The sequence below is a fragment of the Methylobacterium sp. NMS14P genome, from assembly GCF_028583545.1.
Lineage (GTDB): Bacteria > Pseudomonadota > Alphaproteobacteria > Rhizobiales > Beijerinckiaceae > Methylobacterium.
In genome coordinates this window covers 595,621-622,275 of sequence record NZ_CP087106.1, presented here as the reverse complement: position 1 = coordinate 622,275, position 26,655 = coordinate 595,621, and the positions used below count along the sequence as shown (strand labels likewise).

The 26,655-nt window shown below is 70.9% G+C and carries 27 protein-coding genes; 17 read left to right on the top strand and 10 right to left on the bottom strand.

Annotated features, from left to right (window positions below; translation table 11 throughout):
- Positions 1 to 76: 76 nt before the first annotated feature.
- From mch to LOK46_RS02860, 4 genes are all read right to left on the bottom strand, one after another.
- Complete coding sequence (gene mch, locus LOK46_RS02875) at positions 77 to 1,051, bottom strand: methenyltetrahydromethanopterin cyclohydrolase (protein WP_273562401.1); 975 nt, start codon at positions 1,049 to 1,051, stop codon at positions 77 to 79.
- Complete coding sequence (locus tag LOK46_RS02870; RefSeq protein WP_273562400.1) at positions 1,048 to 2,199, bottom strand: ATP-grasp domain-containing protein; 1,152 nt, start codon at positions 2,197 to 2,199, stop codon at positions 1,048 to 1,050. Before LOK46_RS02870 ends, mch begins: the two co-directional genes overlap by 4 nt.
- Positions 2,200 to 2,221: 22 nt before the next feature.
- Positions 2,222 to 3,115, bottom strand: coding sequence for an NAD(P)-dependent methylenetetrahydromethanopterin dehydrogenase (locus tag LOK46_RS02865; protein ID WP_273562399.1), 894 nt, complete (start codon positions 3,113 to 3,115; stop codon positions 2,222 to 2,224).
- Positions 3,116 to 3,201: 86 nt separating this feature from the next.
- On the bottom strand, positions 3,202 to 4,179 hold the full coding sequence (locus LOK46_RS02860; protein ID WP_273562398.1) for a beta-ribofuranosylaminobenzene 5'-phosphate synthase family protein: 978 nt from the start codon (positions 4,177 to 4,179) through the stop codon (positions 3,202 to 3,204).
- Positions 4,180 to 4,621: 442 nt separating this feature from the next.
- Between LOK46_RS02860 and LOK46_RS02855 the strand changes: the two genes are divergently transcribed.
- From LOK46_RS02855 to folK, 16 genes are all read left to right on the top strand, one after another.
- Positions 4,622 to 5,692, top strand: a complete 1,071-nt coding sequence (locus tag LOK46_RS02855; protein ID WP_273562397.1) for a formyltransferase — start codon at positions 4,622 to 4,624, stop codon at positions 5,690 to 5,692.
- A complete protein-coding gene (locus tag LOK46_RS02850; protein WP_273562396.1) occupies positions 5,686 to 7,332 on the top strand; it encodes a formylmethanofuran dehydrogenase subunit A in 1,647 nt (548 codons plus the stop codon). Before LOK46_RS02855 ends, LOK46_RS02850 begins: the two co-directional genes overlap by 7 nt.
- A gap of 27 nt (positions 7,333 to 7,359) precedes the next feature.
- Positions 7,360 to 8,307: a formylmethanofuran--tetrahydromethanopterin N-formyltransferase gene (fhcD, locus tag LOK46_RS02845; protein ID WP_273562395.1), complete on the top strand. Its 948-nt coding sequence runs from the start codon at positions 7,360 to 7,362 to the stop codon at positions 8,305 to 8,307.
- 3 nt (positions 8,308 to 8,310) lie between these two features.
- A complete protein-coding gene (locus LOK46_RS02840; protein ID WP_273562394.1) occupies positions 8,311 to 9,105 on the top strand; it encodes a formylmethanofuran dehydrogenase subunit C in 795 nt (264 codons plus the stop codon).
- Positions 9,106 to 9,189: 84 nt separating this feature from the next.
- On the top strand, positions 9,190 to 9,396 hold the full coding sequence (locus LOK46_RS02835) for a hypothetical protein (protein WP_273562393.1): 207 nt from the start codon (positions 9,190 to 9,192) through the stop codon (positions 9,394 to 9,396).
- A gap of 78 nt (positions 9,397 to 9,474) precedes the next feature.
- Positions 9,475 to 11,121, top strand: a complete 1,647-nt coding sequence (locus tag LOK46_RS02830; protein ID WP_273562392.1) for a sensor histidine kinase — start codon at positions 9,475 to 9,477, stop codon at positions 11,119 to 11,121.
- Positions 11,118 to 11,822 (top strand): response regulator transcription factor, encoded by a 705-nt coding sequence (locus tag LOK46_RS02825; RefSeq protein WP_273562391.1) that lies wholly within the window; start codon positions 11,118 to 11,120, stop codon positions 11,820 to 11,822. Before LOK46_RS02830 ends, LOK46_RS02825 begins: the two co-directional genes overlap by 4 nt.
- Positions 11,823 to 12,046: 224 nt before the next feature.
- Positions 12,047 to 12,136 carry a pyrroloquinoline quinone precursor peptide PqqA gene (pqqA, locus tag LOK46_RS02820; protein WP_012317526.1) on the top strand — a complete coding sequence of 30 codons (90 nt, stop codon included), beginning with the start codon at positions 12,047 to 12,049 and terminating at the stop codon, positions 12,134 to 12,136.
- Positions 12,137 to 12,169: 33 nt separating this feature from the next.
- Positions 12,170 to 13,069, top strand: coding sequence for a pyrroloquinoline quinone biosynthesis protein PqqB (pqqB, locus tag LOK46_RS02815; RefSeq protein ID WP_273562390.1), 900 nt, complete (start codon positions 12,170 to 12,172; stop codon positions 13,067 to 13,069).
- 318 nt (positions 13,070 to 13,387) lie between these two features.
- Positions 13,388 to 14,473, top strand: coding sequence for a pyrroloquinoline-quinone synthase PqqC (pqqC, locus tag LOK46_RS02810; RefSeq protein ID WP_273562389.1), 1,086 nt, complete (start codon positions 13,388 to 13,390; stop codon positions 14,471 to 14,473).
- Positions 14,470 to 15,615 (top strand): pyrroloquinoline quinone biosynthesis protein PqqE, encoded by a 1,146-nt coding sequence (gene pqqE, locus LOK46_RS02805; RefSeq protein ID WP_273562388.1) that lies wholly within the window; start codon positions 14,470 to 14,472, stop codon positions 15,613 to 15,615. The genes pqqC and pqqE overlap by 4 nt, the downstream gene beginning before the upstream one ends.
- Positions 15,612 to 16,337: a hypothetical protein gene (locus LOK46_RS02800; protein ID WP_273562387.1), complete on the top strand. Its 726-nt coding sequence runs from the start codon at positions 15,612 to 15,614 to the stop codon at positions 16,335 to 16,337. Before pqqE ends, LOK46_RS02800 begins: the two co-directional genes overlap by 4 nt.
- Positions 16,318 to 16,680 (top strand): hypothetical protein, encoded by a 363-nt coding sequence (locus LOK46_RS02795; RefSeq protein ID WP_091678351.1) that lies wholly within the window; start codon positions 16,318 to 16,320, stop codon positions 16,678 to 16,680. The genes LOK46_RS02800 and LOK46_RS02795 overlap by 20 nt, the downstream gene beginning before the upstream one ends.
- 84 nt (positions 16,681 to 16,764) lie before the next feature.
- Positions 16,765 to 17,601 carry a dihydropteroate synthase gene (folP, locus tag LOK46_RS02790; protein ID WP_273562386.1) on the top strand — a complete coding sequence of 279 codons (837 nt, stop codon included), beginning with the start codon at positions 16,765 to 16,767 and terminating at the stop codon, positions 17,599 to 17,601.
- Positions 17,602 to 17,603: 2 nt separating this feature from the next.
- Positions 17,604 to 17,981: a dihydroneopterin aldolase gene (folB, locus tag LOK46_RS02785; protein ID WP_273562385.1), complete on the top strand. Its 378-nt coding sequence runs from the start codon at positions 17,604 to 17,606 to the stop codon at positions 17,979 to 17,981.
- Positions 17,978 to 18,448 (top strand): 2-amino-4-hydroxy-6-hydroxymethyldihydropteridine diphosphokinase, encoded by a 471-nt coding sequence (gene folK, locus LOK46_RS02780; RefSeq protein ID WP_273562384.1) that lies wholly within the window; start codon positions 17,978 to 17,980, stop codon positions 18,446 to 18,448. Before folB ends, folK begins: the two co-directional genes overlap by 4 nt.
- Positions 18,449 to 18,477: 29 nt before the next feature.
- Here folK and xoxJ read toward each other — a convergent pair whose 3' ends face one another.
- The 6 genes from xoxJ to LOK46_RS02750 all read right to left on the bottom strand — a co-directional run bounded on the left by xoxJ (position 18,478) and on the right by LOK46_RS02750 (position 24,659).
- On the bottom strand, positions 18,478 to 19,338 hold the full coding sequence (gene xoxJ / locus LOK46_RS02775; protein WP_443192857.1) for a rare earth element methanol dehydrogenase accessory protein XoxJ: 861 nt from the start codon (positions 19,336 to 19,338) through the stop codon (positions 18,478 to 18,480).
- The gene (locus LOK46_RS02770) at positions 19,323 to 19,934 is read right to left on the bottom strand and encodes a c-type cytochrome, methanol metabolism-related (RefSeq protein ID WP_273562382.1); all 612 of its coding nucleotides are present in this window, start codon (positions 19,932 to 19,934) and stop codon (positions 19,323 to 19,325) included. The genes xoxJ and LOK46_RS02770 overlap by 16 nt, the downstream gene beginning before the upstream one ends.
- A gap of 133 nt (positions 19,935 to 20,067) precedes the next feature.
- On the bottom strand, positions 20,068 to 21,873 hold the full coding sequence (xoxF1, locus tag LOK46_RS02765) for a lanthanide-dependent methanol dehydrogenase XoxF1 (RefSeq protein ID WP_273562381.1): 1,806 nt from the start codon (positions 21,871 to 21,873) through the stop codon (positions 20,068 to 20,070).
- Between the two features lie 704 nt (positions 21,874 to 22,577).
- Positions 22,578 to 22,793, bottom strand: a complete 216-nt coding sequence (locus tag LOK46_RS02760) for a hypothetical protein (protein WP_273562380.1) — start codon at positions 22,791 to 22,793, stop codon at positions 22,578 to 22,580.
- Between the two features lie 182 nt (positions 22,794 to 22,975).
- Complete coding sequence (gene rnd, locus LOK46_RS02755; RefSeq protein ID WP_273562379.1) at positions 22,976 to 24,163, bottom strand: ribonuclease D; 1,188 nt, start codon at positions 24,161 to 24,163, stop codon at positions 22,976 to 22,978.
- Between the two features lie 97 nt (positions 24,164 to 24,260).
- A complete protein-coding gene (locus LOK46_RS02750) occupies positions 24,261 to 24,659 on the bottom strand; it encodes a hypothetical protein (RefSeq protein WP_273562378.1) in 399 nt (132 codons plus the stop codon).
- 144 nt (positions 24,660 to 24,803) lie between these two features.
- Between LOK46_RS02750 and aspS the strand changes: the two genes are divergently transcribed.
- Positions 24,804 to 26,648, top strand: coding sequence for an aspartate--tRNA ligase (gene aspS, locus LOK46_RS02745; protein ID WP_273562377.1), 1,845 nt, complete (start codon positions 24,804 to 24,806; stop codon positions 26,646 to 26,648).
- The last annotated feature ends 7 nt before the right edge of the window (positions 26,649 to 26,655 follow it).

The following is a 26,655-nucleotide window of genomic DNA, read 5'->3' as shown; positions in this document are numbered from 1 at the left end:
GGGTCGGCCCGAGGTTCTGTCGCTCGGTGGATCGGACTGGGGCCCCCGCCGCGCGGGCGGGGCGCCCCGCGTGCCCTCAGACGAAGGACGCGTCGACCAGCGTCGGCTCCAGGCGGCCGCCGCGATAGGTGGCGCCGGAGCGCACCGACGTGACGATCGCCTCGGCCGGCGAGAACAGGGCGCCGTCGATCTTGTAGAAGTCGCCGTTCACCCGCGCGAAGATCTCGGCGAAGGGCGCGCCGTGGTCGCTCGACGTGGTCGAGGGCAGCTGCTCGGCGAGCTGCTTGGCGTCCGCGTCGTCGGCATCCACGAACAGCTGGACCCGGCCGCCGTAGATGATCGCGTCGTTGGTGCGGCCCATCGCCTTGATGAAGTCCGGGTGGGGCGGCGACAGCGGCGCAGAGCCGATCCCGTCCACGATGGCGTGCAGGTCGAAGCCGACCGTGTGGGCCTTGTGGAGGGCGACCTCGAGGACGCGGGCCACGACCTGGGTGGAGCCGGCGAGGCTCTGGGTCGGCGCGAAGATGAAGGTCAGGTCCTCGGGCCTGAGGCCGGAGGCCTCGGCGACTTTCGCAACGACGCTCTCGGGCGGGCCGCCCGCCGCTTCCAGCACGAGGGCGGTCTTGGTGGCGGAATCGCGGAAGCCGAGCTCCTGGTACAGGTCCTCGACGGCCGCCACCGCGCGGCCGGGGCCCGAGCCGAGGGCGAAGAAGCCGGAATCGCCGGTCTCGTCCGCGAGGCTCCAGCCGGCGTACTGGCTGCCCAGGCACGCGAGCACCGGGTCGGCGGAATGGACGGTCACCGAGTAGGGCCAGGACGCGATCGGCCCGCTCGGCGCGATGGTAACGGTGCCGAGGCCGCCGAGGCAGATCTCGGCGATGCGCCGCCCGGCCTCGATCGAGCCCCGCGCCTGCGCGCCGGCATCGACCATGCGGGCGCCGCCGGCGGCCTGCGACACGGAGAGCCGCAGGGTCGCGGCGTCGGCCACGAGCCGCTCGACCAGGGGGCCTGAGAGCGCGTTGATGCTGGGATAGGACGGGCTGGCACTCATGACGGGGCTTCCTCGGGGTGTGTTTTCTTCGCCGCGCAGACGGCCCGCAGGTGTGCCGTCCGCGTTTCCAACAGGGCGAGCACCTCCGCCCGGTCCGCGCCTTCGGCCAGCACCGTGCAGAGCGGCGCGTCGCGGCGGACCACCGAGCCGGGGCACGGGCGGTCGCGCACGCAGTCCGGCCAGTCGAGGGCCGGCACAGGCGCAAGCTCACGGTCCGCGTAACAGATCTGCGCGGCCGCCGCACCCGCCGGATGCGGTCCGGGCTCCGGCATCGTGCCGAGGCAGGCGGCGATATGGGCCGCGAGCAGCGGCGTCCCGCGCCGGTCGAGGACGTCGAGGGTCGCTCCGGGCCTCGGGTTGATCTCGGTGAGCCACCAGTCGGGCCCGTCGACCAGCAGGTCGGCGCTGGCGAGGCCGCGCAGGCCCGTCGCGGCGACGATCCGCTCGGTCCCGGCGGCGGCCGCCTCTAGGACCGAAGCGGGGAGCGCCGGGGCTTCTCCGGCGCCGCGGGCGAGCGCCCCCGCGTAGCGGAACGGGCGGATCGGCGACGGCGCGCACCACTGCTCGGTGACCGCGAGGACGCGGATCGTGCGCCCGTCGGCGAGGACGTTCAGGGCGTGCGGCCGCCCCGGAACGCGCGCCTGGAAATAGTGGTCCGCCGGCGCGGGCGACCGGGTGGCCGGTCGGATGTGGCTGCCTCCGGAGCCCCCGACCCGCTTGAGCAGCCACGCCGCGGGATCCGGCGGCGGCTCGGTGGCGACGGCCGGATGCGGCACGCCGAGGCGCGCGCACAGGGCCGCGAAGGCCAGGGGATCCTTGAGGGCGGCGACGGTCCCGGCCGAGGCGCCGATCAGCCGGTGCCGCGCGGCGAGGCGCGCGATCAGGTCGGGTGCGTCCTCGAAGCCGCTGCCCAGGATCAGGCCGACCGGGCTTCCGGCCCGCGCGGCGAGGTCGTCGAGGGCCGCCAGGGTGGCGTCGGCGGCGGGGGCGGTGCCGAAGCGGCCCGGCAGCGGCCGGTAGGCCTCGGCCAGCACGCGGGTGTCGGAATCGCCGAACAGGTCGGCCACGTAGGGGCGGAGCCCGGCGCGCCGCGCCGCTTCGGCCAGGGCACGCCCGGCCTGCGCGGCGATCAGGACCGCATCCGCCATCGGTGGCCGGTGCCGGAGCGGCCTAGCCGGCGATCTCCACGGCGAGCGCGTAGGCGTCGCGGAAGTCGAGGCACAGCGGCGTGTCGGAGGCGAGCATCCGGTCGAACAGGCGCCGCTGCGTCTGGTACTTCACGTTTCCGACCGCCAGCGCGCCGATGCCGACGCCCTTGCCGCTCGGCAGCGCGACATCGACCGCGTTGACGTCGATCCCCGCGATGCCGGCGGGCGGCACGGCGTTGACGTCCGAGGCGACGAGCAGCTTCGGCGCGGATTTCAGATCCTCCGCGGTGAGGATCGGGATGCCCGCCGGACCGGCCGAGAGGATGACGTCGGCGTCGCGGATGGCGGCGCGGCGATCCTCGGGCGTCGTGCCGTCGACGGCGCCGACCTCGATGCCGAAGCGCCACTTCATCGTGAAGGCGATCTTCGAGACGCGCTCCTCGCCGTCGTGGCCGACCAGAACGGTGGTGGCGCCCTGCAGGGCGCCGATCACCGCGGCCACGTAGGCGACGACGCCCGCGCCGCCGAAGATCACGATGCGCTTGCCCGTGAGGTCGGTGTTGAATTTCTGCCGCAGGGCGCGGGAGACCTGCGCCACCATGGCGGCGCCGGTGGTGAACGAGCCCGCCGGGTCGGCGAAAACGTGGTTCACGAAGGGCGGCACGAAGGCCTTCTTGGCGCGGTCGACCATGTCGAGGGCGTCCTCGGCGTTCTTGCCGCCGATGAAGATGCCCGTCCGCGTCCCGTCGGCCGGCGACCGCGAGAAGATCGAATCCTGAGTCAGCGAGACCACGTCGGCGAGGCTGACCTCCGTGTAGGTCACCACCGTCTCGAAACCGGCATCCACGGCCATGTTCACGTCGAACGGGCTCATGTGCCGGAGCGGCGTCAGCATGTGGAGGATCGAGCGGGCCATGGAATCCTCGTGCGGCGCGCGAGAGAGGCGCCTTCCCTCCGTCCAAACCCGGAGCGGCGCCCCGGGTCAAGCCCGGGGCGGACGGCTCACGCCGGACCGGTTACCGAAGCGCCACCGTTGCGGCCCCGGGCGATGACGAACCGGAGGGGGCCGCCCCGGTCGAGGCCGGCCACCAGGGCGCGGGCCTCGGCCTCGGACGGGACCAGCGCGAAGCCGGTCGGCCCCCAGGAGGACTGGCCGTAGCCCGCGATACCCTGCGCGGCGACGCTGGCGAGCGCCTCCGCCACCGCGGCGCTGGCGTAGCGGCCGCCCTGATGGGGCGCGAAGTGGTCGCCGATCAGCGTCTGGATCCGGGTGATGCCGGCGCCGAAGCCCTTCGGCTCCGCCAGGACGGCGGCGGGCAGCACCTGCATCAGCGCGATCCGGCAGATCTCGGCGGCCTGCGCCTCCGGGAAGCGCGGCAGGTCGCGGAACGCCTCGACCTCGCGCGTCCCGTGCACGCCGGCCATGCTCGGATCGAGCATCAGGACGATCCGCCAGGCCTCGGGATAGGGCAGACGCGCGATGACCGGCGGCGGCCCGCCATCCGCGCCGCGGCCGCCGTCGACGATGAGCCCGCCCTCCGTGAAGGCGCAGAGGCCGACGCCGGACCGGTTGCCCCGGTCCAGGGTCGCCGCGAAGGCATCCGCCGCGAATGGCTCGCCGTTCAGGCGCGCCATCGCGGCCGCCACCGCGAGGGCGAGCTGCGTGCCCGAGCCGAACCCGGCATGGGCCGGGATCACCCGCTCGACATCGATGGCGACGTCCCCGCCGCGCCCGAGATGGGCGGCTGCGGCCTCGACGTAGCCGCGCACGCGGTCGGCCTCGGGACCCGTGACGTCGGGCCGGGCCGCCCGGCGGGCGGTCAGGGCCAGGGACGGCGCGTCGATGGCCAACCCGATGCTGCCGAAGCGGCGGCCGAGCCCACCGTGCAGATCCAGGAACCCGAAATGCAGCCGTGCCGGCGCCTCGACCCGCACGGCGCCGTCCGCCGCCACCTCGTCTCGATTGGCGACCTCGCCCAACGCACTTCCCTCGAATCCCGCAGGTCCGGCGCCCGCGCGGCGCGCTTTTCACACGCGTCCCTGGACCGGGCAACGTGGGTGCGCGCGGATCGTGCCCGCCGGCGGCGCAGGACAGACCGCCCGGAATAATCGCAACACGGTTTCCGCCGCGCCGGCGGCACGCCGTCCCTGAGCCGACCGCAGGTCGGCGCGCGGCGGCAAACCGATACCCGCGATTCACTTCCCGACGCGCAACGCTGCCGGACCCCCTTGCCGCCGTGCGCGGATGAATGCAAACCTAGGCCCGCGACGGCGCGCCGAGTTTGCCGCCTGCCCGGACATGCCGGGCGGATGAGCCATTCCGATTCGGTGGGGAACCCTCGGGCTCGAGGGGCACCCGCTTCGTCCGGTCTTACGGCCGTCGCCCGCTCCGAAACCAAGCAAGAACGTTGCGAGAGGGAGCATGGCAGCCTGGGTGAAGGGCGGCGCGACGGACGCGGGCACCGCCATCGAGGCGGCCGCATCCCTCCTCGCCAAAGCGCGCGCGCCGGTGATCGCCGGCCTCAGCGCCGACGTCGCCGCGATCCGCGCGGCCTACGATCTCGCGGGGCGCATCGGCGCCTCCGTCGACACCGCCGGCTCGGCCGGCACCTACGCGGACCTCGGAGCGCTGAGCCGGGTCGGGGCGCTGACCTCGACGCCGGCCGAGGCCGTCGGGCGCGCCGACGTGGTGCTGGTGGTGGGCGCCGCCCCCTGGCAGGCGCCGCTCCTGAAGCGCCTCGTCGACGACAAGCCGACCCGCGGTCGCGCAGCCGGATCGGAGCGCGCGCTGCTGGCCGTCGGCGCCAACGCCACCGCGTCGCTGTCCTGGCCGGCCGAGGGCGGGCTGACCGAGGCGGTCGGCGTGCTGCGCGCCCACGCCCGCGGCCACCTCGCCGGCGATGACCTCCCCGGCCAGATCGCCGCCCGGCTCGCCGCGGCCCAGTATGGCGTCCTCCTCTACGACGCCGCCGAGCTCGGCGAGGTCGGCATCGAGATGCTGCAGGGTCTCGCCATGGAGCTCAGCGAGACGACGCGCTGCTTCACCCTCGCGGTCGGCGGCACCGGTCAGGACCGCGCGGTGGTGCCGGTCTCGGCCTGGCTCACCGGGCAGGCGCCGCGCAGCGGCTTCGGCCGCCGCGTGCCCGAGCACGATCCCTGGCGCTTCGACGCCGCCCGGCAGGTCGCCGCCGGCGAGGTCGACGCCGTCCTGTGGCTCGGCGCCGTCCCGGTGTCGCGCCCGGACTGGCTGTCGAACGTCCCGTCCGTCGCGCTCGTCGCGGACGGCGAGGCGCGGGCCGCCGAGGTGGTGATCGCGGTCGGCCAGCCCGGCCGCGACCACGGCGGCGTGTTGTGGAACGAGCAGCGCGCCGCGCTGACCTTCTGGCCGGCCTCGGCGCCGTCGGATCTGCCGTCGGCCGCGTCGGTGCTGGGCGCCCTCAAGGAGCGCCTGGTCACGGGCCCGGCCGCGTCGAGGAGTGAACCCGCATGCTGAGCGTGATCCGGGGCGGGCGCGTCGTCGATCCGACCGCGTCCCGCGATTCCGTGGGCGACGTCTGGATCGAGGACGGCCAAGTCGTCGATCCGCCGGGCCGCGAGCCCGACGCGGTGATCGACGCGGCGGGCTGCGTGGTGATGGCGGGCGGCGTCGAGGTGCACTCGCACATCGCCGGCGGCAACGTGATCACCTCGCGGCTGCTGCTGCCCGACCTCTACGTCAGCGAGGCGGCGCCCGACGGCCATCCCTTCGCCCACGCGGGCGGGGCGGCGGCCTGGATCGGTTCGACCTACGCGCGGATGGGCTACACCACGGCCGTCGAGCCGGCGATGCCGCCGACCCACGCCCTCGGCACGCAGCTCGAGCTCGCCGACATCCCGCTGCTCGACCGCGGCGCGCTGACCGTGATGGGCAACGATGACCAGCTCCTGCAGCTCCTGCGCGAGCGCCAGGGCGGCAACGCCGTGCGCGACCTCGTCGCCCTGTCGGTCGCCCAGTCGCGCGGCCTCGGGGTCAAGTGCATCAACGCGGGCGGCGCCTCGGCCTTCAAGGACGGGGCCCTGCGCCTGTCGCTCGACGACGAGATCCCCTGCTACGGGCTCTCGACCCGGCAGATCATGGGCTCGCTCCTCGACGCGGTCGAGGAGATCGGCGTCCCGCACCCGCTGCACGTCCACTGCAACAACCTCGGCCTGCCCGGGGCCGACGACAGCTTCATGGCGACGCTGGACGCGGCGGAGGGGCGGCGCATCCACTTCGCCCACGCGCAGTTCTACGCCTACGGCGCGGTCGACCCGGCCAATCCCGGCACCGGCGGCTTCCGCTCGGCCGCCGAGCGGATCGCCCAGGCGATCACCGACAACCCGAACGCCACCCTCGACATCGGGCAGGTCGTGTTCGGCCAGACCGTGACCGTGTCCCTCGACATCCTCCGCCAGTTCGCCGGCCGTAAGGGCGCCAAGCCGAAGAAGTGGGTCCTGAACGCGGGCGACGCCGAGGGCGGCGGCGTGGTGCCGTTCCTGTACCGGCCCCGGGGCCCGACCAGCTCGCTGCAATGGGCGATCGGCCTGGAGATCATGCTGCTCTCCACCGACCCGGAGCGGACGATCCTGACCACCGACCACCCGAACGGCGGCCCGTTCACCCAGTACCCGCGCATCATCCACCTGCTGATGGACAAGTCGGAGCGCGACCGCGAGATCGCGACGCTGCCGAGCGTGGTCGGCGAGCGCTCGAGCCTCCCGGGTCTGGAGCGCGAGTACACGCTCTCCGAGATCGCGCAGCTGACCCGGTCCGGACCGGCGAAGCTCCTCGGCCTCGCCGACCGCGGCCACCTGCGGGCCGGCGCACGGGCCGACGTCGCCGTCTACCGCGACGACGCGAACCGCACCGCGATGTTCACCGCCGCCAAGCTCGTCCTCAAGGACGGTGTGCCGATCGTCGAGGACGGCGAGGTCGTGGAGTGGCGCGCCGGCCGCACGCTCTCGCTGACCGTCGAGTCCGACAAGGCCATGGCGAAGCGCGCCGACACCTACCTCACGGAGCGGTTCGGCGAGGGTCTCGACAGCTTCGCCGTGCCCGACGCGGCCTTCGGCGAGGGCCGGGAGAATTTCGAGGCCGTGCCATGCCGGGTGTGATCAGCGGGGCGAGCCGCGGGAAGTACGATGTCTGACCTCACCCTCAACGGCATCCCGGTCGTCGACACCTTCGCGGAGGCGTTCGACGTGGCCGGCACGGCCATCATCGTCACGAACGACACCGCCAAGTGGGCGATGATCGCCGCGACCACGATGACGGGTTTCGCCACCTCGGTCATCGGCTGCGGCGCCGAGGCCGGCATCGACGCCGAGCTGTCGCCGGAGGAGACTCCGGACGGGCGGCCGGGCGTGCGGATCCTGCTGTTCGGTTTCGAGCCGAACGGCCTCAAGGACCAGCTGATCAAGCGCGTCGGCCAGTGCATCCTCACCTGCCCGGGCACGGCCTGCTACGCGGGCGTGGACGGGCCGACCAAGATCAAGCTCGGCGGCGCGATCCGCTACTTCGGCGACGGCTTCGCGGTGGCCAAGCGCCTGCCCGACGCCACCGGCAAGGCCCGGCGCTACTGGCGCATCCCGGTGATGGACGGCGAGTTTCTCTGCGAGGATTCGGTCCGGGCCGTCGACGGCGCGGTCGGCGGCGGCAACCTGCTGTTCCTCGGGCGCAACCACGCCGAGACGCTGAAGGTCGCCGAGATCGCCGTCGAGGCCGCCAAGGCGGTGCCGGGCGCGATCCTGCCGTTCCCGGGCGGCATCGTCCGCTCCGGCTCCAAGGTCGGCGGCCGGACCAAGGGCATGATGGCCTCGACCAACGACGCCTACTGCCCGACCCTGAAGGGCCGCGCCGGCTCGGCGCTCCCGGCCGAGTGCGGCGTGGTGCTGGAGATCGTGATCGACGCCCTCACCTCGCAGGGCGTGTCCGACTCGATGCGCGCCGGCCTGCACGCCGCCACCGAGATCGGCGGCAAGCACGGCCTGATCGCCGTCACGGCGGGCAATTACGGCGGCAATCTCGGCCGCCACCATTATCACCTGCGCGACCTGATCGCGCCGCATGACGCCACGAAGGAGGGCTGAGCCTTGAGCACCCTCACCCTGCGCGCGGCCCCGCCCGAGCGGCTGGATTTCCTCGCCATCAATCCGCTGTCGCTGAGCGGCCTCTCGCAGAGCGAGGCCGAGCGTCTGGAGGTCGGGACCTCCCGGACTGGCGTTCGTCTCGGTGACTGCTTCGCCGTCTCGCTCGACGGATCGGACACGCTGACCATCGAGGGCGGCCACGAGCGCCTCGACCGGGTGGGCGCCGCCCTGTCGGGGGGAACCATCCGGGTGACCGGCGACGTCGGCCAGCGCCTCGGTGCCGGCATGGCGGGCGGCAGCCTGACCGTCACCGGCAATGCCGGGCCGTACGCGGCTTCCGGCGCCACGGGCGGCACGATCACCGTCGAGGGCGATGCCGGGGACCATGCCGGCGGCGCGGTCTACGCCGCCAAGGCGGGCCTCGACGGCGCGACCCTGATCATCCGCGGCACGGCCGGCGCGCATCTCGGCGACCGGATGCGGCGCGGGACGATCGTGGCCGGGCGCGCGGGCGCCTTCGCGGGCTCGCGCATGATCGCCGGCACCCTGGCGGCGCTCGCGGTCGGCGACCATCCCGGTTTCGGCATGCGCCGCGGCACACTCCTCGTCGGCAGCCACGGCCGGATGTCCCCCACCTTCGTCGAGACCGGGACGCACGACCTCGTGTTCCTGCGCCTGCTGGCCACGGCCCTGCGCGGCCTGAGCGCCGAGCACGCCGACCTCCTCGGCAAGCCGCTGCGCCGCTACTCGGGCGACCTAGCGACGATCGCCAAGGGCGAGATCTGGGTCGCGGCCTGACGCCGCCTGGGCAAGGGGCGTGGACGCGTCCTATGCTCCCCGCCAAGCCGGCCCGCACGAGGCCGGAAGCCCGGGGAGGCGCCCATGCTGCTTCTGCTGTCGATCTGTCTCGTCGCCCAGCCCTCGACCTGCCGCGAGGACCGCATCGAGATGTCCTTCGAGAAATCGAGCCCCTTCGTGTGCCTGCGCAATTCACAGAGCGCGCTCGCGACCTGGCAGGCCGCCCACCCGGAATGGCACGTGGAGAAGTGGCGCTGCGCCGCCAAGGGCAGCCTGCCGAAGGACCTGTGACGGGACCTTGGTTCGGCGCCCCGGCGGTGCCATGCTCGGGCCCGCCGGCACGCCGGTACTGAGAGCGGGACGGGGACGATGCGCTCGCTGAAGGTCCGCTTCGCGCTGCTGCTCGGCGGCACCGCCATCGTGGTGGTGCTGGCCGCCGCGGCCGCGCTGGCGGCGATCGGGGCGGCGGAGCGGACCGTCGACCGGACTCTCGAGGCCCAGCGGCGGCTGGAGCTGCTGGCCGAGCTGTCCGGCCGCCTCACGCAGTTCGGGCTCGCGGCGGTGGAGACCGTCGGCAATCCCGACGGCCAGCCCGAGGCGATGGCGATCGCCCGCGACAACGCCGACCGCGCCCTGACCACCGTGGACGAGGCGCTGGCCAGGAGCTTCCCGCCGAGCGACGACCCGGCCGACCGGATGCAGTACGCCGCGCGGACTCGCCCGATGGCGCAGCTGCGCGCGGCCCGGGCGGTGCTCGACCGGCAGGTGTCGCTGATCAGCCGCCAGACCGATCAGGAGCGGCGTCAGGACGCGATCAAGGGCGCGCTCAACGGCTTCGGCGCCATGACCGGCCAGCCGCTCTCCTTCCTGATCGAGGCCGAGCGGCGCAGCATGGCGCTCGGCTCCGAGCAGGCCCGGGCGCTGTCGGAGCGCCTGCGGGTGGCCGCCGCCGCCGCGGTGGCGGCGGCGCTGGTGCTGCTGGCGATCCTCTACCGCGGCGTCACCCGGCCGACCCTGGCCCGCATCGAGGAGGTCCGCCGCGCCGCGAGCGCCATCGGCCACGGCGCCCTCGATACGCGGCTCTCCGTCGCCACGCGGGACGAGCTCGGCCTGCTCATGACCAACGTCAACCGCATGGCCGCCCGGCTCGCGCGCCGGGAATCGCGGGTCGCGGCCGACCGGGCGGCGCTGGAGGACACCGTGGCGGCCCGCACCGCCGATCTGCGCGCCGCCAACGCCCGGCTGGAGGCCGTCGATCAGTCCCGCCGCCGCTTCTTCGCCGACGTCAGCCACGAGCTGCGCACGCCGCTGACGGTCATCCTGGGCGAGTGCGATCTCGCCCTGCGCGGCGCGTCCCGGGGCGCCGATCCGGGGCCGGTATTCGCGACGATCAAGAAGCGCGCGCAGCGCCTCAAGCTGCGCGTCGAGGACCTCTTGCGCGTCGCCCGCTCGGAATCCGGCGAGATCGCGTTCGACAAGCGCCGCCTGGGGCTCGCCCAGGTCCTCGCGGAGGCGGTGGACAACATGAGCTCCGAGGCGGCGCGCCGCCGGGTGGGCCTCACCCTCGATCCCGGCACCCGCGACGTCGAGAGCCTCGCCGACCGCGAGTGGATGCGCCAGACGGTCGAGAGCCTCATCGACAACGCGCTCCGCCACGCCGCCGGCCTCACCCGGGTCGAGGTCGCCCTGGCGGCAGGCCCCGGGCCGGTCGGGCGGATCACCGTCACGGATGACGGTCCCGGCTTCGGCGCGTCCGAGGACGCGCTGTTCGAGCGCTTCAAGCGCGGCGCCGGCGCCGGACCGGACGAGACCGGGTTCGGCATCGGGCTCGCCCTGGCGCGGTGGATCGTCGAGCAGCACGGCGGCACGATCCGGCTCGGCCCCGGGCCGGACGGGCGCGGGGCCCGGGTAACCCTGGACATCCCGGCCTGCGATCCGGCATGGGAAACCGCACCGGTCGACGGTGCTGCCGTCGGCGCCCAGATGGGCGCGCAGGTGAAGGAGTCGGCCGCATGACGCGGATCCTGATCGTCGAGGACGATATCGACATCCGCGGCCTCCTCGCCCGGGGGCTCGAGGCCGAGGGGTTCGAGGTCGGGACGGCGGCCTGCGTCGACGAGGCCCTGAAGGCCGCGCACGATCCGGCCCCCGGCGCCGTGCTCCTCGACATCAACCTCCCTGACGGTTCGGGCCACGACGTCTGCCGGTCCCTGCGGGAGGGCGGCTTTCCCGGAGCGATCCTGTTCCTCTCCGCCCGGGACGAGATCCGCGACCGGGCCGAGGGCCTGGCGCTCGGCGCCGACGACTACATCATCAAGCCGTTCGAGTTCGACGAGCTGGTCGCCCGCCTGCGGACCCACCTGATGCGGCGCGAGCAGGCGGAGGCGCCGCGCTCGCGCATCACCGCCGGCAAGCTGATGCTCGACCTCGAGACCCGGCAGGCGAGCTGCGGCGAGGCCAGCGCCCGCCTCACGCCCCGCGAGGCCGACCTGCTCGCCATGCTGATGGAGAGCACCGGCAAGCCGGTCTCCCGCGCCGACATCTTCGACCGGCTCTGGGCGAGCCAGGGCGGGCTCTCCCTCAACGTGGTCGACGTCTATATCGGCTACCTGCGCTCCAAGATGGCCGATTTCGTGCGCTACGGCGGGCCGGGCCTCGTCACCGTGCGCGGCAAAGGGTTCATGCTCGAACTGCGCGGTCCCGACTTCCGCCAGTGAGCCACTGTACTTAAGTCGCAGGGCCGCCTGTTTCGTGATGGTTTCCGGACGCTTAGGAAGTCTCTCACGAAAAATTTGGGAGGATCCGGCAACTTAGTGCTTGAAGCCCGCGCGTGAATCGTCGATACCTCTCCGGCGCCGGAAATGAGAGCGCCATCAGTGTCTTAGGGTCCTCTTAGGAACCGCGTGACACTCGGTGTAGATATCGCCTGAGGAGAAACACCATGAAGTGGGCTGCCCCGATCGTGTCCGAGATCTGCGTCGGCATGGAAGTGACGAGCTACGAGTCGGCCGAGATCGACACCTTCAACTGAGTTTTACGGGCCGGGGATCTCGGGAGCCGCACCATGCGCGTCGTGATCCTCGGTTCCGCGGCCGGCGGCGGCCTTCCCCAGTGGAATTGCCGCTGCCCCATCTGCACGCTGGCGCGGTCCGAACCGGACCGGGTGCGGCCCCGAACCCAGTCGAGCATCGCGGTCTCCGCGGACGGGTCGGATTGGCTGCTGATCAACGCCTCGCCGGATATCCGGCAACAGCTCTTCGACAATACGCAGATGCATCCGCGCGAGGGCCTGCGCCACTCGCCGATCCGCGCCGTTCTCCTGACCAACGGCGACGTCGATCACGTGGCGGGTCTCCTGACCCTGCGCGAGGGTCAGCCCTACACGCTCTACGGCACGCGGGGGATCCTCGATTCGGTCAACGCCAACCGCGTCTTCGACGTGATGGCCGAAGGTGTCGTCGCCCGGCAGCCGATCGGCATGGACCGGCGCTTCGAGCCCCTCCCCGGCCTGTCGATCACCCTCTTCCCGGTGCCCGGCAAGGTGCCGCTCTGGCTGGAAGACGAGACGATGGAGATCGGTGCCGAGACCGAGACCACGGTCGGCGCCTTGATCGAGGCCGGCGGCCGGCGCCTCGCCTATATTCCCGGATGTGCCCGCGTGACGGACGGTCTGCGCGCGCGGATCGCGGGCGTCGACGCGCTGCTGTTCGACGGGACCGTCCTGCACGACGACGACATGATCCGGGCCGGCGTCGGCACCAAGACCGGCTGGCGCATGGGCCACGTGCCGATGCGCGGCGCGAACGGCTCGATCGACGCCCTGGCGGCGACCGAGATCGGCCGCCGCGTCTTCGTGCACATCAACAACACCAACCCGGTTCTGGTCGAAGGGTCGCCGGAGCGGGCGGATGTCGAGGCGGCCGGCTGGACCGTGGCGCACGACGGGCTGAGTCTGTCGCTGTAGGAGGTGCGCGGTCGGGGATCAGCGGCCCAGATCCCCGCTCGGAGAGCCCCGCGTGGCGGGCCTCGAAGGAGGGTGAGGTCGAAGTCGGGTCGCACCCCGGGCTCGACAGCCGGCGCCCCGCGGTCAGGTCGGCACCACGACGATCAGGGCCCTGTGCCGCAGGCATCGGTGCCGCGAACGGGCAGCCCGGACGCGCCTGACGGTTGGGCCCGTTGGTTGCCGGCACTATATCGTCCCTGAGCCCGGACATTCGCCCCGCTGACGAGGGCGGGATCAGGATACAGGAAACGCAGGTCGAGAACGGACGCCGGACACGCCATGAACGCCATCTTCCCGACCCCGGACACCGCCGACAGCCAGCGTCTCCTGAGTCCCGAGGAGCTGGAGGCAGCCCTGCGCGACATCGGCGCGCGCCGCTACCACAACCTGCACCCGTTCCACCGGCTGCTGCACGACGGCAAGCTGTCGAAGGATCAGGTCCGGGCCTGGGCGCTGAACCGCTACTATTACCAGGCGATGATTCCGGTGAAGGACGCCGCCGTGCTGGCGCGCATGACCGACGCGTCGCTGCGGCGGATCTGGCGCCAGCGCATCGTCGACCACGACGGCGACCACGCGGGCGACGGCGGCATCGAGCGCTGGCTCAAGCTGGCCGAGGGCGTCGGCTTCGACCGCGACTACGTGCTGTCCACCCGCGGCATCCTCTCGGCCACGAAGTTCTCAGTCGAGGCCTACGTCCACTTCGTCTCCGAGCGGACGCTCCTGGAGGCGATCGCCTCGTCGCTGACCGAGATGTTCTCGCCGACCATCATCTCCGAGCGCGTCGCCGGGATGCTGAAGAACTACGACTTCATCACCAAGGACACGCTGGCCTACTTCGACAAGCGCCTGACCCAGGCACCGCGGGATGCGGACTTCGCCCTGGACTACGTCAAGCAGCACGCCACGACGCCGGAGCTGCAGCGGCAGGCGATGGCGGCACTGACGTTCAAGTGCACCGTGCTCTGGACACAGCTCGACGCCCTGTACTTCGCCTACGTCGCCCCCGGCATGGTCCCGCCGGACGCGTGGCAGCCCGGCGAGGGTCTCGTGGCCCAGGCGTCTCAGGCCAAGCCGGGAGCGGCCGGCGGGAAGATGGCGGCCGGCGACCGCCCGCGGCTGCCGCGCGGCGTTCGACTGCGCAACGATGAGACCCGCGGCAAGTGGGTCCTGCTCGCCCCCGAGCGCACCTTCGATCTCGACGACAACGCCGTCGCGGTCCTCAAGCTCGTGGACGGCGCGCGCAGCGTGGCCGACATCGCGGACGAGCTGGGCAAGACCTACGCGGCCGATCCTCGCGCCATCGAGGCCGACATCCTGGTGATGCTCGACGGCCTCGCGGAGAAACGGGTTCTCGAGCGATGAACGCGCTGAGGCCGAACCGCACCGATGCGCCGGCCCCGGTCGGTCTGCTCGCCGAGCTGACCCACCGCTGCCCGCTGCGCTGCCCGTACTGCTCGAATCCGCTCGAGCTCGACCGCCGGTCGGGCGAGCTCGACACGCAGACGTGGCAGCGCGTGCTCGGGGAGGCCGCGGCGCTCGGCGTCCTGCACGTGCACCTGTCCGGCGGCGAGCCGACGGCGCGCAACGACATCGTCGAGATCACCAAGACCTGTGCCGATCTCGGCCTGTACTCGAACCTGATCACCTCCGGCGTCGGCGGGGCCCTGGGCAAGCTGCAGGCGCTCTACGACGTCGGCCTGGACCACGTGCAGCTCTCGGTGCAGGGCGTCGACGCGCAGAACGCCGAGAAGATCGGCGGCCTGAAGAACGCCCAGCCGCAGAAATTCGAGTTCGCCGCCAAGGTGGTCGAGCTCGGCCTGCCCCTCACACTGAATTCGGTGATCCACCGCGGCAACATCCACGAGGTGGCGGGCTTCATCGATCTCGCGGTGAAGATGGGCGCCAAGCGGCTCGAGGTGGCGCACACGCAGTATTACGGCTGGGCCTACGTCAACCGAGCCGCCCTGATGCCCGACAAGGCGCAGGTCGACGAGTCGATCCGGATCGTCGAGGCCGCCCGCGAGCGGCTGAAGGGCCAGCTCGTCATCGACCTCGTCGTGCCCGACTACTACGCGAAGTACCCGAAGGCCTGCGCGGGCGGCTGGGGCCGCAAGCTGATGAACGTCACGCCGCAGGGCAAGGTCCTGCCGTGCCACGCGGCCGAGACGATCCCGGGGCTGGAGTTCTGGAACGTCAACGACCACTCGCTCGGCGAGATCTGGCGGGACTCGCCCGCCTTCACGGCGTATCGCGGCACCGACTGGATGAAGGAGCCCTGCCGCTCCTGCGACCGGCGCGAGAAGGACTGGGGCGGCTGCCGCTGCCAGGCGCTCGCGCTCGCCGGCGACGCGGCCGCGACGGATCCGGCCTGCTCGCTCTCGCCGATCCACGCCAAGGTGCGGGCGCTGGCCACCGAGGAGGCGGCCGACAACCCGCCCGACTACGTCTACCGGACGATCGGCAGCAACGTCCGGTCGCCGCTCAAGGAGGAAGTGAACTCGTGAGAAGTCTTGTCGTGAGGGGCCTCGCCGCGACGTCGGTCGCGCTGGCTCTGGCCGCGCTGCCGGCTCTCGCCGAGGACGCGCCGAAGCCCGCCACCGTCACCCCGGCGAACGCCGCCGCCCCGCCCTCCGCGGCGGACCTCCTGTTCGACCAGCCGCACATGAAGAACACGGCGTCGGGCTCGACGCTGACCTACGATTATCTGCGCCGCTCGGGGATCTCGAAGGGGCCGTTCGGGGCCCCGCTGGAGGACACGGTTCAGCTGAAGGTGACGCCCGGGAAGAGCGCCGAGGCCCGCGACATCAGCGTCGTGATGTTCTCCGGGATGAACCGGATGCCGGCCGGCCCGTTCGAGGACATGTCGGGCAACCCGGTGGTGTCGCTGTTCCTCGAGAACCATCTCCGCGCCGTCGCGAAGGTGCTGGAGGCGAACCCGCGCTACCTCAAGCTCGCCATCCGCAAGGGCCTGCGCGAGAAGGCGACCGTGACGCCCATCAAGGTGACGGTCGGCGGCCGCGAGGTCGACGGCTGGCGCGTGGTCACCAAGCCGTTCGCCGGCGACGCGCTGGCGCAGCGCATGCGCGGCATGGACGACATGACCTATACCTTCGTCACCGCCCCCTCGGTCCCGGGCGAGATCGTCTCGATCGAGGCGTCGTCGAAGAGCCCGGACGGCGGCGAGTTGCTTGAGGAGAAGCTGAGCTATGATCAGAAGGCTGGCTGAACGCGGCGCGCTGGCCGCCCTCGCCCTGACGTTGTCGGGCCTGGCCGGCTGGGCCGCCGAGGAGAACGACTACCCGACCGACGCGCGGGTCGATTACGTGTTCGGCTGCATGGCCGCCAACGGCCAGACCCGCGAGAGCCTGCAGAAATGCTCGTGCTCGCTGGATCAGCTCGCCGCGATCCTGCCGTACGACAAGTACGTGCAGGCGAGCACGGTGCTCTCGATGCGGCAGGGCATCGGCAACCGGGCGAACGAGTTCAAGTCGACCAAGATCTTCGACGACAAGGTCGCCGAACTGCGCCGCGCCCAGGCCGAGGCCGAGATCCGCTGCTATCACGGCTGAGTCGAACGGCGAGGCCGGCGTTGCGCCGGCCTCCCGATTCGCGCACACCGGCGCCCGAACCGCGCACGTGAACGGGACCCGCCTGTGACCGCCTCTTCCCGCCTGTCCGACCTGCTGCCCGCCCTCGGCGGCCGCACGCTGGTCATGGGCATCCTCAACGTCACGCCCGATTCCTTCTCGGATGGGGGCCTGTTCGCCGGGGAGGCCGAGGCGGTGGCCCAGGCGGAACGGCTGGTCGCCGAAGGCGCGGCGATCCTCGACGTCGGCGGGGAGTCGACGCGGCCGGGTCACGTTCCGGTCCCCGCCGAGGAGGAGCAGGCGCGGGTCGTGCCGGTCATCCGGGCCGTGGCGCCGCGGCTGCCGGTGCCGATCTCCATCGACACCTACAAGGCGTCGACGGCGCGCGTCGCGCTGGAGGCGGGCGCGCGGATCGTGAACGACGTCTGGGGACTCCAGCGCGAGCCCGACATCGCCTCCGTGGCGGCCGCGCACGGCGCGCCGGTCATCATCATGCACAACCGGGAGACGATCGAGCCGGATCTCGACATCGTCGCCGACATGCTGGCCTTCTTCGAGCGGTCCCTCGCGATCGCCCACCGGGCGGGCCTGGCGGATTCCGAGATCGTGCTCGATCCAGGGGTCGGCTTCGGCAAGACCTGGAACCAGCATCTCGAGGCGCTGCGGCGGCTGCCCGAGATCCGCGCTCTCGGGTTCCCGGTCCTGGTCGGCGTCTCCCGCAAGTCGCTCCTCGGACGCCTGCACGACCGCGAGACCCGTCCGGCGGATCGCCTGCACGGCTCCCTGGCCGCCCATGCCGTCGCGGCCACCCTCGGGGCCGATATCGTGCGCGTGCACGACGTCGCGGCGCATGTCGACGCGATGCGCGTCGTCGACGCCGTCATGCGGCCGGAGGCGCGCTGAGCATGGCGGGCGACCTGATCCGCGTTACCCGGATCGCCGTGTTCGGCCGGCACGGCGTGCTGGCCGAGGAGGCGGTGCTCGGCCAGCGATTCTACATCTCCCTGGAAGCCGAACTCGATCTCGGCCCGGCGGGCCGCTCCGACGACGTGGCCGGCACGGTGAGCTACGCGGATCTCACGGCGCTGGCCGTCGAGATCGCCACCGAGCGCCGGTTCAACCTGATCGAGGCCCTGGCCGAGACGGTCGCGGCGGAGATCCTCGCGCGCTTCGCGCACGTCGAGTCCATCACCGTGCAGGTCGACAAGCCGAGCGCGCCCGTTCCCGCCATCCTGGACAGCGTCGGCGTCGCGATCACGCGCCGCCGCGGGGCGGGCCGATGAGGGCGTATCTCGGCATCGGCAGCAATGTCGGCGACATGGCCGCGATGCTCGACCGCGCGGTCAACGGACTCGCGGCGACCCCGGGCATCACGGTCGTCGCGCGCTCGGCAGACTATCGCACGCCGCCCTGGGGCAAGACCGATCAGCCGTGGTTCCTCAACGGCGCCGCGGCGGTCGAGACGGACCTCGATCCGCACGGCCTGCTCGACGCCTGCCTGCGGGTGGAGCACGACCTCGGCCGGATCCGCGAAGAGCGCTGGGGGCCGCGGGTGATCGACATCGACGTCCTGGCCTACGAGGGCGCGAGCATCGACGACGCGCGCCTCGTCCTGCCGCACCGCTACGTGCGGGAGCGGGCCTTCGTGCTGGTTCCGCTGGCCGAGATCGCGCCCGACCTCGTGATCGGCGGCGAGCGCGTCGTGGATGCCCTGGCGAAGCTCGACCGGACCGGCATCGCGCGCGCCTGACGGCGGCCCGCGGGACGGGACGCGGCGCGTCAGCGCTCGCCCGGTGCGACGAGCTTGTTCTCTTCCTCGTCGAGGAGCGGCACGTCGTAGTCGCGCAGGACCTTGTCGATGTCGGCCTTGCGCTTGCGCAGGATGGTGTTCAGCGAGCGCTTCCAGTCGTTCTCGCCGATCCGGACACCCATGGCGATCCGGTACGCCATCGGCGGACGCTCCGGCTCCTTGAGCAGCGGCACGACGCTCATGGGCGTGCCGGACTGCTTGGCGAGCCAGCCCGCGGCCGGTCCCCAGAGCACGGCCGCGTCGATCTCCTTGGAGGCCAGCGCCGCCACGATCTCCGCGCTGACCGTCTGGTGCTTCCGCGACGGATCGAGCTGGTAGGGCGCGTAGGCCTTCATGGCCGAGACGAGGCCCACTTCGCCCATCCGGTTCACCGGCGGCGTCCCGGCGATCACGCCGATGCTCTTGCCCTTCAGGCGCGGGTCGTCGAGGGCCGCCACGCCGTCAAGCTCACCCGCGCGGGTGACCAGCGTGTAGGCGGATCGGTAGTACGGATTGGTGGTCTGGACGAGGTCGCTGCCGAAGGCCTGGCCCATGATGACGTCGCAGAGGCCGGTTCCGAGCGTGTTGCGCACGAAGCCGGGACCCTGGGTCAGCCAGTAATAGCGAACCTTGATCTTCAATTCGTCGGCGATGATCGCCGCGATCTTGTTCTCGAAGCCGTCCTCCTTGCGTTCGGAGAACGGCATGTTGCCCGGATCACCGCAGACGCGCAGCACGTCAGTGGTGACGGTATCCGGCAGATGCTGGGCGAGAGCCCCCCGCGCCCCGGTCAGTGTCAGGGCGCAGAGAACGGCGATCCGGGCAAGAGACGACATCAGCCGCCCATGCATTCCTTCTCCGCCTTCTTGGCGGCTTCGGGCTTGCCCTCGTGCTCGGAGGGACGGATACGCCCGATCGCACCGGAAGCGCGCGCCTTCAGGTAGACGTAGAGATCGTCCGAGTAGCACATGACGTTCTTGTTGTCGCCGAAGGCCGGCATGACCTTCTGCTCGGCGGCGTTCACTTCCTGCTTGCCGCCCGCCAGGATGCCGATGAACTCCTCGTACGAGAGGTGCTTCAGCGAGTCCTTGAGCGCCGGTGCGTAGGTCGAGCCCATGCCGTCCGGGCCGTGGCACACGTGGCACTCGGCGTGATAGCGGCGGTAGCCCGAGTACGTGTACCAGTCGAGCATCTTGCCGTCCTGGGTCACGTGGAACGTGGGGTGGCCGTCGGCGTCGAAGTACTTGCCGTCGTCGACCTTCACGGCAGCATCCTGCTTCAGCAGCTTGGGATCCTGCTCGGCGGTCTTGTCATTCGCGTTCAGCGAATTGGCGAGCTTGGGGTCGGCAGGCTTGGCATCCTCAGCATGTACGGCAACCGTCGAGACGGTCGCTAGGGCGAGGGCGGCGATAACCGGCCGCGTTACGATCTTGCTGAGGTTGAGCAACGCATGTGTCTCCCTGGATCGAGGCTCTTCGTCTCCCTCCGAGCCGCAGCCTCTTGCGAGAAAGTCTAATCACAAGGATGCCGGCGCGGGAACCCGCGCCGGCACCGTTTTTCACGTCAAACCCTGCGGCCGATTAGTTCGGCAGGGCGAAGACCGTCAGCTGGCCGCCGAGGTTGGTGTACTGCGACAGAGCCGCGTAGCCACCCACCGCGCCGAGACCGGCGTTCGGGTCGGTCAGGCCGGCCGCGAGGCCGATGCCGGCCCAGCCGCCGACGCCCGAGAGGACGCCCACGTACTGCTTGCCCTTGTGCTGGTAGGTCATCACGTTGCCGATGATGCCCGACGGGGTCTTGAACTTGAACAGCTCCTTGCCGGTCTTGTCGTCGACAGCCTTCAGGTAGCCCTCAAGCGTGCCGTAGAACACGACGTCGCCAGCGGTGGCCAGAGCACCGGACCACACCGAGAACTGCTCGGGGTTGGTCCACTTGATCTTGCCGTTGACGCCGTCCCACGCGATGAAGTTGCCCATGCCGCCGTGCGAGTTCGGGGCCGGGTACATCGAGAGGGTCGCACCGACGTAGGGCTGGCCCGGGGTGTAGGTCACCCGGAACGGCTCGTAGTCCATGCAGACGTGGTTGGTGGGCACGTAGAACAGGTTGGTCTTCGGCGAGAAGGCCGCAGGCTGCTGATCCTTGGTGCCCAGCGCCGCCGGGCAGATGCCCTTGGAGTTGGTGTCCTCACCGTTCTGCTCGGTCGAGTACTTCGACACGACCAGCGGACGGCCGTAGTTCTTCGAGCCCTTGTCCATGTCGACCTTGGTCGCCCAGTTGACGGCCGGGTCGAACTTCTCAGCGACGAGGAGGGTGCCGTCCGCGCGGTTCAGCGTGTAGCCGAAGCCGTTACGGTCGAAGTGCGTCAGGAGCGGCTGCTCCTTGCCGTCGATCTTCTGATCCGTGAGGATCATCTCGTTGATGCCGTCATAGTCCCACTCGTCGTGGGGGGTCATCTGGTAGACCCACTTGGCCATGCCGGTGTCCGGGTTACGCGCCCAGATGGTCATGGACCACTTGTTGTCGCCCGGACGCTGCTTGGGGTTCCAGGTCGAGGGGTTGCCCGAGCCGTAGTACATCAGGTCGAGCTTGGGGTCGTACGAGAACCAGCCCCAGGTGCAGCCGCCGCCGGTCTTCCACTGATCGCCTTCCCAGGTCTTCAGCGAGGAGTCCTTGCCGATCGGCTTGCCGAGCGAGGTGGTCTTCTCCGGGTCGACGATCAGCTGATCGTCCGGGCCCTCGGAGTAGCCGCGCCACACCTTCTTGCCGGTCTTCAGGTCGTAGGCGGTGACGTGGCACTGCACGCCGAACTCGCCGCCCGAGATGCCGACGATGACCTTGTCCTTGACCGGCAGAACCGTCGCGGTGTTGGTCTCGCCCTTCTTCGGGTCGCCGTTCACGACCGACCAGTTGACCTTGCCGGTCTTGGCGTCGAGCGACACGAGGGTGGTGTCGGCCTGGTGCAGGAGGATGGCGCCGTCGGCGTAGGCCAGACCACGGTTGACCGTGTCACAGCACATGACCGGGATCACCGACGGATCCTGCTTCGGCTCGTACTTCCAGATGATCTTCGCCTCGTGGTCGAGGTCGAGGGCGTACACGATGTTCGGGAACGGCGTGTGCACGTACATAATGTTGCCGACGACGAGCGGCGAGCCCTCGTGGCCGCGCAGCACGCCGGTCGAGAACGTCCAGGCGACCTGCAGGTCCTTGACGTTCTTGGCGTTGATCTGGTCGAGCTTCGAGTAACGCGTATTCGCGTAATCTACCGTCTGAAGAACCTGTTCCGCCGGGTTGGCGATGCCCTTCATGACGCTTTCATTGGCCAGCGCCGGCGCGGCGACGGCCGCGACACCTGCGCCGAGCGCAAGGAGATGTACCGCTCTCATGGGTTCCTCCGACAAGTCTTGAGAGTTCTCGCGGCGCGCGAATAGAGTGGCGTCGCTCGGACTCCGACCTGACTGTTTGCGACAGGGATGGACGCCTCGGTAGCGGGCATAGTGGACTTCGAGGAGATCTACAGATCCCCTAGCCAGGAACCGCCATCCCTGAGGCGGCTCCCTCGAAACCGAGGCTTGCCCGGACCTTAAGAGATTTTTGAGCGCCGTCAACTCGCTGTTCGACGCCTGTGGGCACACGGTGAAAGCTTCTTTTCGCGTGACACAGGCCCGGTCGATGTCATGCGTTTGCGAAAAGAAATGTTGCGACGCACAAGCGTCCTTGGGTGGTCTCGACCCGATCTCACGGGGATGTGTGCGTTTCCCATGCAGACCTTGCAAACGAGCGAGCTTTGCTGCGCGTGAGCATGCATCTTCCGCGCGGGCTGACAGTCAGCTGGCATCGGGCACGGACGGTGGGATCTGGCAGCCTGACTGCACTGCAAGACGCTTCGGTGGCTATATGTTGCCGAATTCTCCCAAATTCGGCCTGTGCGCCCAGTCGCCGCATCCGGTTTTTCGGAGGATCCGCACTCGCGCCGTGGGGTTTGCGCGCGACAAATTGCCGAATCGTCCCACACTTCAGAATCGGAGCCGGATTGCGCACGCCGAGCGGGGGCCGCTGCTCGGGATCCTGCGGAAGGCTGAAGGCGGCGTCAGATCGCGCCGACCGGCCCGGTGCTCTCGAACTCGGCGACGTCGCCGATCAGATCGGTCACGGAGATGTTGAGGCGACGGCCGCTCGACAGCCGGAGCTGGGCATCCGGCTCGAGCCAGACCGGTCGCAGGCCCGCGTAGCTGCCGTAGAGGGTTCCGTACGCGACGACGCCGCCCTCGCGCCTCTCGACGACAACTCTGTAGCGGACGCGCACGGGCTCGCACCCTTCAGCCGATACGAGACCGCGCCCGGTCAGCGTCTTAAGGATCTCGTTCGGTTCGAACATACGCGGGACGCAGGGACGGGATTAAGCGGCAATCCAATTGCCATTTAATCCCGTCCCTGCGGCGAGTCACGCCCGGTCGCGGAGTTTGTGCCGTCAGCGCTGCCGCGGCGTCACCCGGCCGTGTCGGAGCCGGCGGTCGCGGGCTCTGCCTCCAGAGGGCGAACCACGATGCGACCGGACTCGACCGAGAGGGCCAGCCGGCCCTGCTTCAGTGCCAGAGCCTTGTCACCGAACAGCGTCCGGCGCCACCCCTGCAGCGCCGGGACCTCGGCGGCGTCGTCGTCGGCGACCGCTTCCAGATCGTCGACCGTGGCGATGATCTTGGGCGCGACGCCCTCGGCCTCGCAGACCGCCTTCAGCAGGACCTTCAGCAGCTCGACGATCGCGCCGTTTCCGCCGCTCCGCCGCACGCGCTCGGGCATCCGGACGGCGCTCGTGTCGCGGGCGAGGCCGCGCTCGACGGCGGCGACGATGTCGGCTCCCGTCCGCGAGCGCTCGAAGCCCGCCGGAATGGTCCGGAGACGCCCGAGCGCCTCCGCGCTCCGCGGCGCCGCCGACGCGATATCGATGACCGCCTCATCCTTCAGGACGCGCCCGCGCGGGACGTTGCGCGTCTGCGCCTCGCTCTCGCGCCAGGCCGCCACCTCCATCAGCACGGCGATCTCGCGCGGCTTGCGCATCCGGCCGGAGAGGCGCCGCCACGCCTGGGCGGGATCGGCGCGGTAGGTCTCGGGTGATGTCAGCACCCCCATCTCCTCGTCGAGCCAGGCGCCGCGGTCGGTCCGCAGCAACTCGGCGACGAGGACCTCGTAGATCTTCACCAAGTGGGTGACGTCGGACAGCGCGTAGGTCAGCTGCGCCTCCGAGAGCGGGCGCCGCGACCAGTCGGTGAAGCGGGACGACTTGTCGATCTTGGCCTTGGCGACGTCGTTGACGAGCTGCTCGTACGAGACGGAATCGCCGTAGCCGCAGACCATGGCGGCGACCTGCGTGTCGAAGAACGGGTGCGGCAGGATCCCGCCGATCAGCCAGATGATCTCCAGGTCCTGGCGGGCGGAGTGGAACACCTTCACGGTGCGCTCGTCGGCCATGAGCGCGATGAACGGCTCGAGGTCGATCCCGGGCGCCAGCGGATCGACCAGGACGCCGGTGCCGTCCGGTGCCGCCATCTGGATCAGGCACAGTTTCGGATAATACGTCGTCTCGCGCATGAACTCCGTGTCGACGGTCACGAAGGGCTGCTCGGCGAGACGTGTGCAGATCTGGCGCAGCGCGTCAGTGGTGGTGATCAGGTCCATGCACCGGCTATACGCAACCGCGGCGGACATGGGGAGACGCGGCTTCGCAGGTCCCCATCTTTCACGCTTTCACGCGGGTCCCGCCCCGGCCCGGCGATCACGCCACGGCCGCGACCGCCGCCTTCCGGCGCGCCCGCGCCTGCCGGCGTATCCGCAGCGCGTCGGCCCGGCGCTGCGCCTCGGCGCGCCCGAGCAGGCGGTCGAGGATGCCGGTCTCGATACGCTCGCCGGTGGCCCCGTCGACCAGGCGGCGGATCCGGTCGACCCGGAACCCGCGATAGCCGCCGCGCCGGGCGTCGATGCCGCCGAGCAGCGTCCGCCCCGGCCCGAGCCTGAGCTCGCGCGCGTCGAGGGACCGGTTGCTCCAGGCCCCGGCCGCGTCCTCGTAGACGAGGTCGAAACGGCCTTCGAGGGGCAGCGTCCGCCACCCGGACGGGGCGCGTTCGGGTGCCGCCTTCACGGGCCGCTCCAGATCGAAAAAGACGTTGTCGTTCATGGAGATCATATGGGGATCGGGCGCCTCAAGCGGTAGGCCGGCGGGCGAGTCGCGAGCGGCTTTCGGCGCCGTTCTGCGCGCCCCGCGCTTGACTTGGGGGGCCTCGCGTGAATGGTGCCGGCCTTCCCACAGAAGAAGCCCGTCATGCACCGTTACCGTTCCCACACCTGCGGGGCGCTTCGCCCGTCCGACGTCGGGCAGAGTGTCCGCCTCTCCGGCTGGTGCCACCGCATCCGCGACCACGGGGGCGTGCTGTTCGTGGATCTGCGGGACCATTACGGCCTGACGCAGTGCGTGATCGATTCCGACTCACCGGCGTTCAAGGCCGCTGAGGCCGTGCGCTCGGAATGGGTCGTGCGGATCGACGGTCGCGTCCGCACGCGCCCGGCCGGCACCGAGAATGCAGAACTGCCGACCGGCGCGGTCGAGGTCTACATCGACGACCTCGAGGTGCTGGGCCCGGCGGGCGAGCTGCCGCTGCCGGTCTTCGGCGACCTCGAGTACCCGGAGGAGACGCGGCTCCGGTACCGCTTCCTCGACCTGCGCCGGGAGAAGCTCCACGCCAACATCATGAAGCGCGGCGCGATCATCGACTCGCTCCGCCGCCGGATGCGCGAGGGCGGCTTCTTCGAGTTCCAGACCCCGATCCTGACCGCGTCCAGCCCCGAGGGCGCGCGCGACTACCTCGTGCCGTCGCGGGTCCACCCCGGCAAGTTCTACGCCCTCCCGCAGGCGCCGCAGCAGTTCAAGCAGCTGACGATGATCGCGGGCTTCGACCGCTACTTCCAGATCGCGCCCTGCTTCCGCGACGAGGACGCCCGCGCCGACCGCTCGCCGGGCGAGTTCTACCAGCTCGACATCGAGATGAGCTTCGTCACCCAGGAGGACGTGTTCCAGGCAGTGGAGCCGGTGCTGCGCGGCGTGTTCGAGGAGTTCGCCGAGGGCAAGCGCGTCACCAAGGAATTCCCGCGGATCACCTACGCGGACTCGATGCTCAAGTACGGCGTCGACAAGCCGGACCTGCGCAACCCGCTGATCATCGCCGACGTCTCCGACCTGTTCGCCCGCGAGGACGTGGCCTTCAAGGCGTTCAAGGGCGTGATCGCCTCCGGCGGCGTGGTCCGGGCGATCCCGGCGACCGGCGCGGCGAGCCAGCCGCGCTCGTTCTTCGACAAGCTCAACGACTGGGCCCGCTCCGAGGGCGCGCCCGGCCTCGGCTACGTCGTGTTCGAGGAGGAGAACGGCCAGCTCTCCGGCAAGGGGCCGATCGCCAAGTTCATCCCCGCCGAGGTCCAGGCGCTGATCGCCGAGCGGGCCGGCGCGAGGGCCGGCGACGCGGTGTTCTTCTCCGCCGGTCCCGAGGCCAAGGCGGCCGGGCTCGCCGGCAAGGCCCGCGTCCGCGTCGGCGACGAGCTGGGTCTCTGCGACAAGGACCAGTACGCGTTCTGCTGGATCACCGACTTCCCGATGTACGAGTGGAGCGAGGAGGAGAAGCGGATCGACTTCTCCCACAACCCGTTCTCGATGCCGAACATCGACCGCGAGGAGTTCCTGGCGCTCGACCTCGACGCCCTCGCCGGCGAGGACGAGAGCGGCGCGAACACCAAGCGGATCCTGGACATCAAGGCGTTCCAGTACGACATCGTCTGCAACGGCGTGGAGCTGTCCTCGGGCGCGATCCGCAACCACCGTCCGGACGTGATGGAGAAGGCCTTCGCGATCGCGGGCTACGGCCACGAGGTGCTGGAGCAGAAGTTCGGCGGCATGCTGAACGCCCTGCGCATGGGCGCCCCGCCGCACGGCGGCATCGCGCCGGGCGTGGACCGCATCGTCATGCTCCTGTGCAACGAGCCGAACATCCGCGAGGTGGTGCTGTTCCCGATGAACCAGCGCGCCGAGGACCTGATGATGGGTGCGCCCTCCGAGGCGACCCCCAAGCAGCTGCGCGAGCTGCACATCCGCCTCAACCTGCCCGAGAAGAAGGCCTGAGGCGGCG

What these genes read in the sequence shown, in the direction of transcription:
- pqqC (WP_273562389.1), top strand. Translation starts at nt 13,388, where the DNA reads ATGAACGCCATCTTCCCGACCCCGGACACCGCCGACAGCCAGCGTCTC.
- mch (WP_273562401.1), bottom strand. Translation starts at nt 1,051, where the DNA reads ATGAGTGCCAGCCCGTCCTATCCCAGCATCAACGCGCTCTCAGGCCCC.
- LOK46_RS02795 (WP_091678351.1), top strand. Translation starts at nt 16,318, where the DNA reads ATGATCAGAAGGCTGGCTGAACGCGGCGCGCTGGCCGCCCTCGCCCTG.
- pqqB (WP_273562390.1), top strand. Translation starts at nt 12,170, where the DNA reads ATGCGCGTCGTGATCCTCGGTTCCGCGGCCGGCGGCGGCCTTCCCCAG.
- LOK46_RS02835 (WP_273562393.1), top strand. Translation starts at nt 9,190, where the DNA reads ATGCTGCTTCTGCTGTCGATCTGTCTCGTCGCCCAGCCCTCGACCTGC.
- LOK46_RS02865 (WP_273562399.1), bottom strand. Translation starts at nt 3,115, where the DNA reads ATGGCCCGCTCGATCCTCCACATGCTGACGCCGCTCCGGCACATGAGC.
- folK (WP_273562384.1), top strand. Translation starts at nt 17,978, where the DNA reads ATGAGGGCGTATCTCGGCATCGGCAGCAATGTCGGCGACATGGCCGCG.
- xoxF1 (WP_273562381.1), bottom strand. Translation starts at nt 21,873, where the DNA reads ATGAGAGCGGTACATCTCCTTGCGCTCGGCGCAGGTGTCGCGGCCGTC.
- LOK46_RS02750 (WP_273562378.1), bottom strand. Translation starts at nt 24,659, where the DNA reads ATGAACGACAACGTCTTTTTCGATCTGGAGCGGCCCGTGAAGGCGGCA.
- LOK46_RS02830 (WP_273562392.1), top strand. Translation starts at nt 9,475, where the DNA reads ATGCGCTCGCTGAAGGTCCGCTTCGCGCTGCTGCTCGGCGGCACCGCC.
- LOK46_RS02855 (WP_273562397.1), top strand. Translation starts at nt 4,622, where the DNA reads ATGGCAGCCTGGGTGAAGGGCGGCGCGACGGACGCGGGCACCGCCATC.
- LOK46_RS02850 (WP_273562396.1), top strand. Translation starts at nt 5,686, where the DNA reads ATGCTGAGCGTGATCCGGGGCGGGCGCGTCGTCGATCCGACCGCGTCC.
- pqqE (WP_273562388.1), top strand. Translation starts at nt 14,470, where the DNA reads ATGAACGCGCTGAGGCCGAACCGCACCGATGCGCCGGCCCCGGTCGGT.
- fhcD (WP_273562395.1), top strand. Translation starts at nt 7,360, where the DNA reads ATGTCTGACCTCACCCTCAACGGCATCCCGGTCGTCGACACCTTCGCG.
- pqqA (WP_012317526.1), top strand. Translation starts at nt 12,047, where the DNA reads ATGAAGTGGGCTGCCCCGATCGTGTCCGAGATCTGCGTCGGCATGGAA.
- aspS (WP_273562377.1), top strand. Translation starts at nt 24,804, where the DNA reads ATGCACCGTTACCGTTCCCACACCTGCGGGGCGCTTCGCCCGTCCGAC.
- folB (WP_273562385.1), top strand. Translation starts at nt 17,604, where the DNA reads ATGGCGGGCGACCTGATCCGCGTTACCCGGATCGCCGTGTTCGGCCGG.
- xoxJ (WP_443192857.1), bottom strand. Translation starts at nt 19,338, where the DNA reads ATGCATGGGCGGCTGATGTCGTCTCTTGCCCGGATCGCCGTTCTCTGC.
- LOK46_RS02825 (WP_273562391.1), top strand. Translation starts at nt 11,118, where the DNA reads ATGACGCGGATCCTGATCGTCGAGGACGATATCGACATCCGCGGCCTC.
- rnd (WP_273562379.1), bottom strand. Translation starts at nt 24,163, where the DNA reads ATGGACCTGATCACCACCACTGACGCGCTGCGCCAGATCTGCACACGT.
- LOK46_RS02870 (WP_273562400.1), bottom strand. Translation starts at nt 2,199, where the DNA reads ATGGCGGATGCGGTCCTGATCGCCGCGCAGGCCGGGCGTGCCCTGGCC.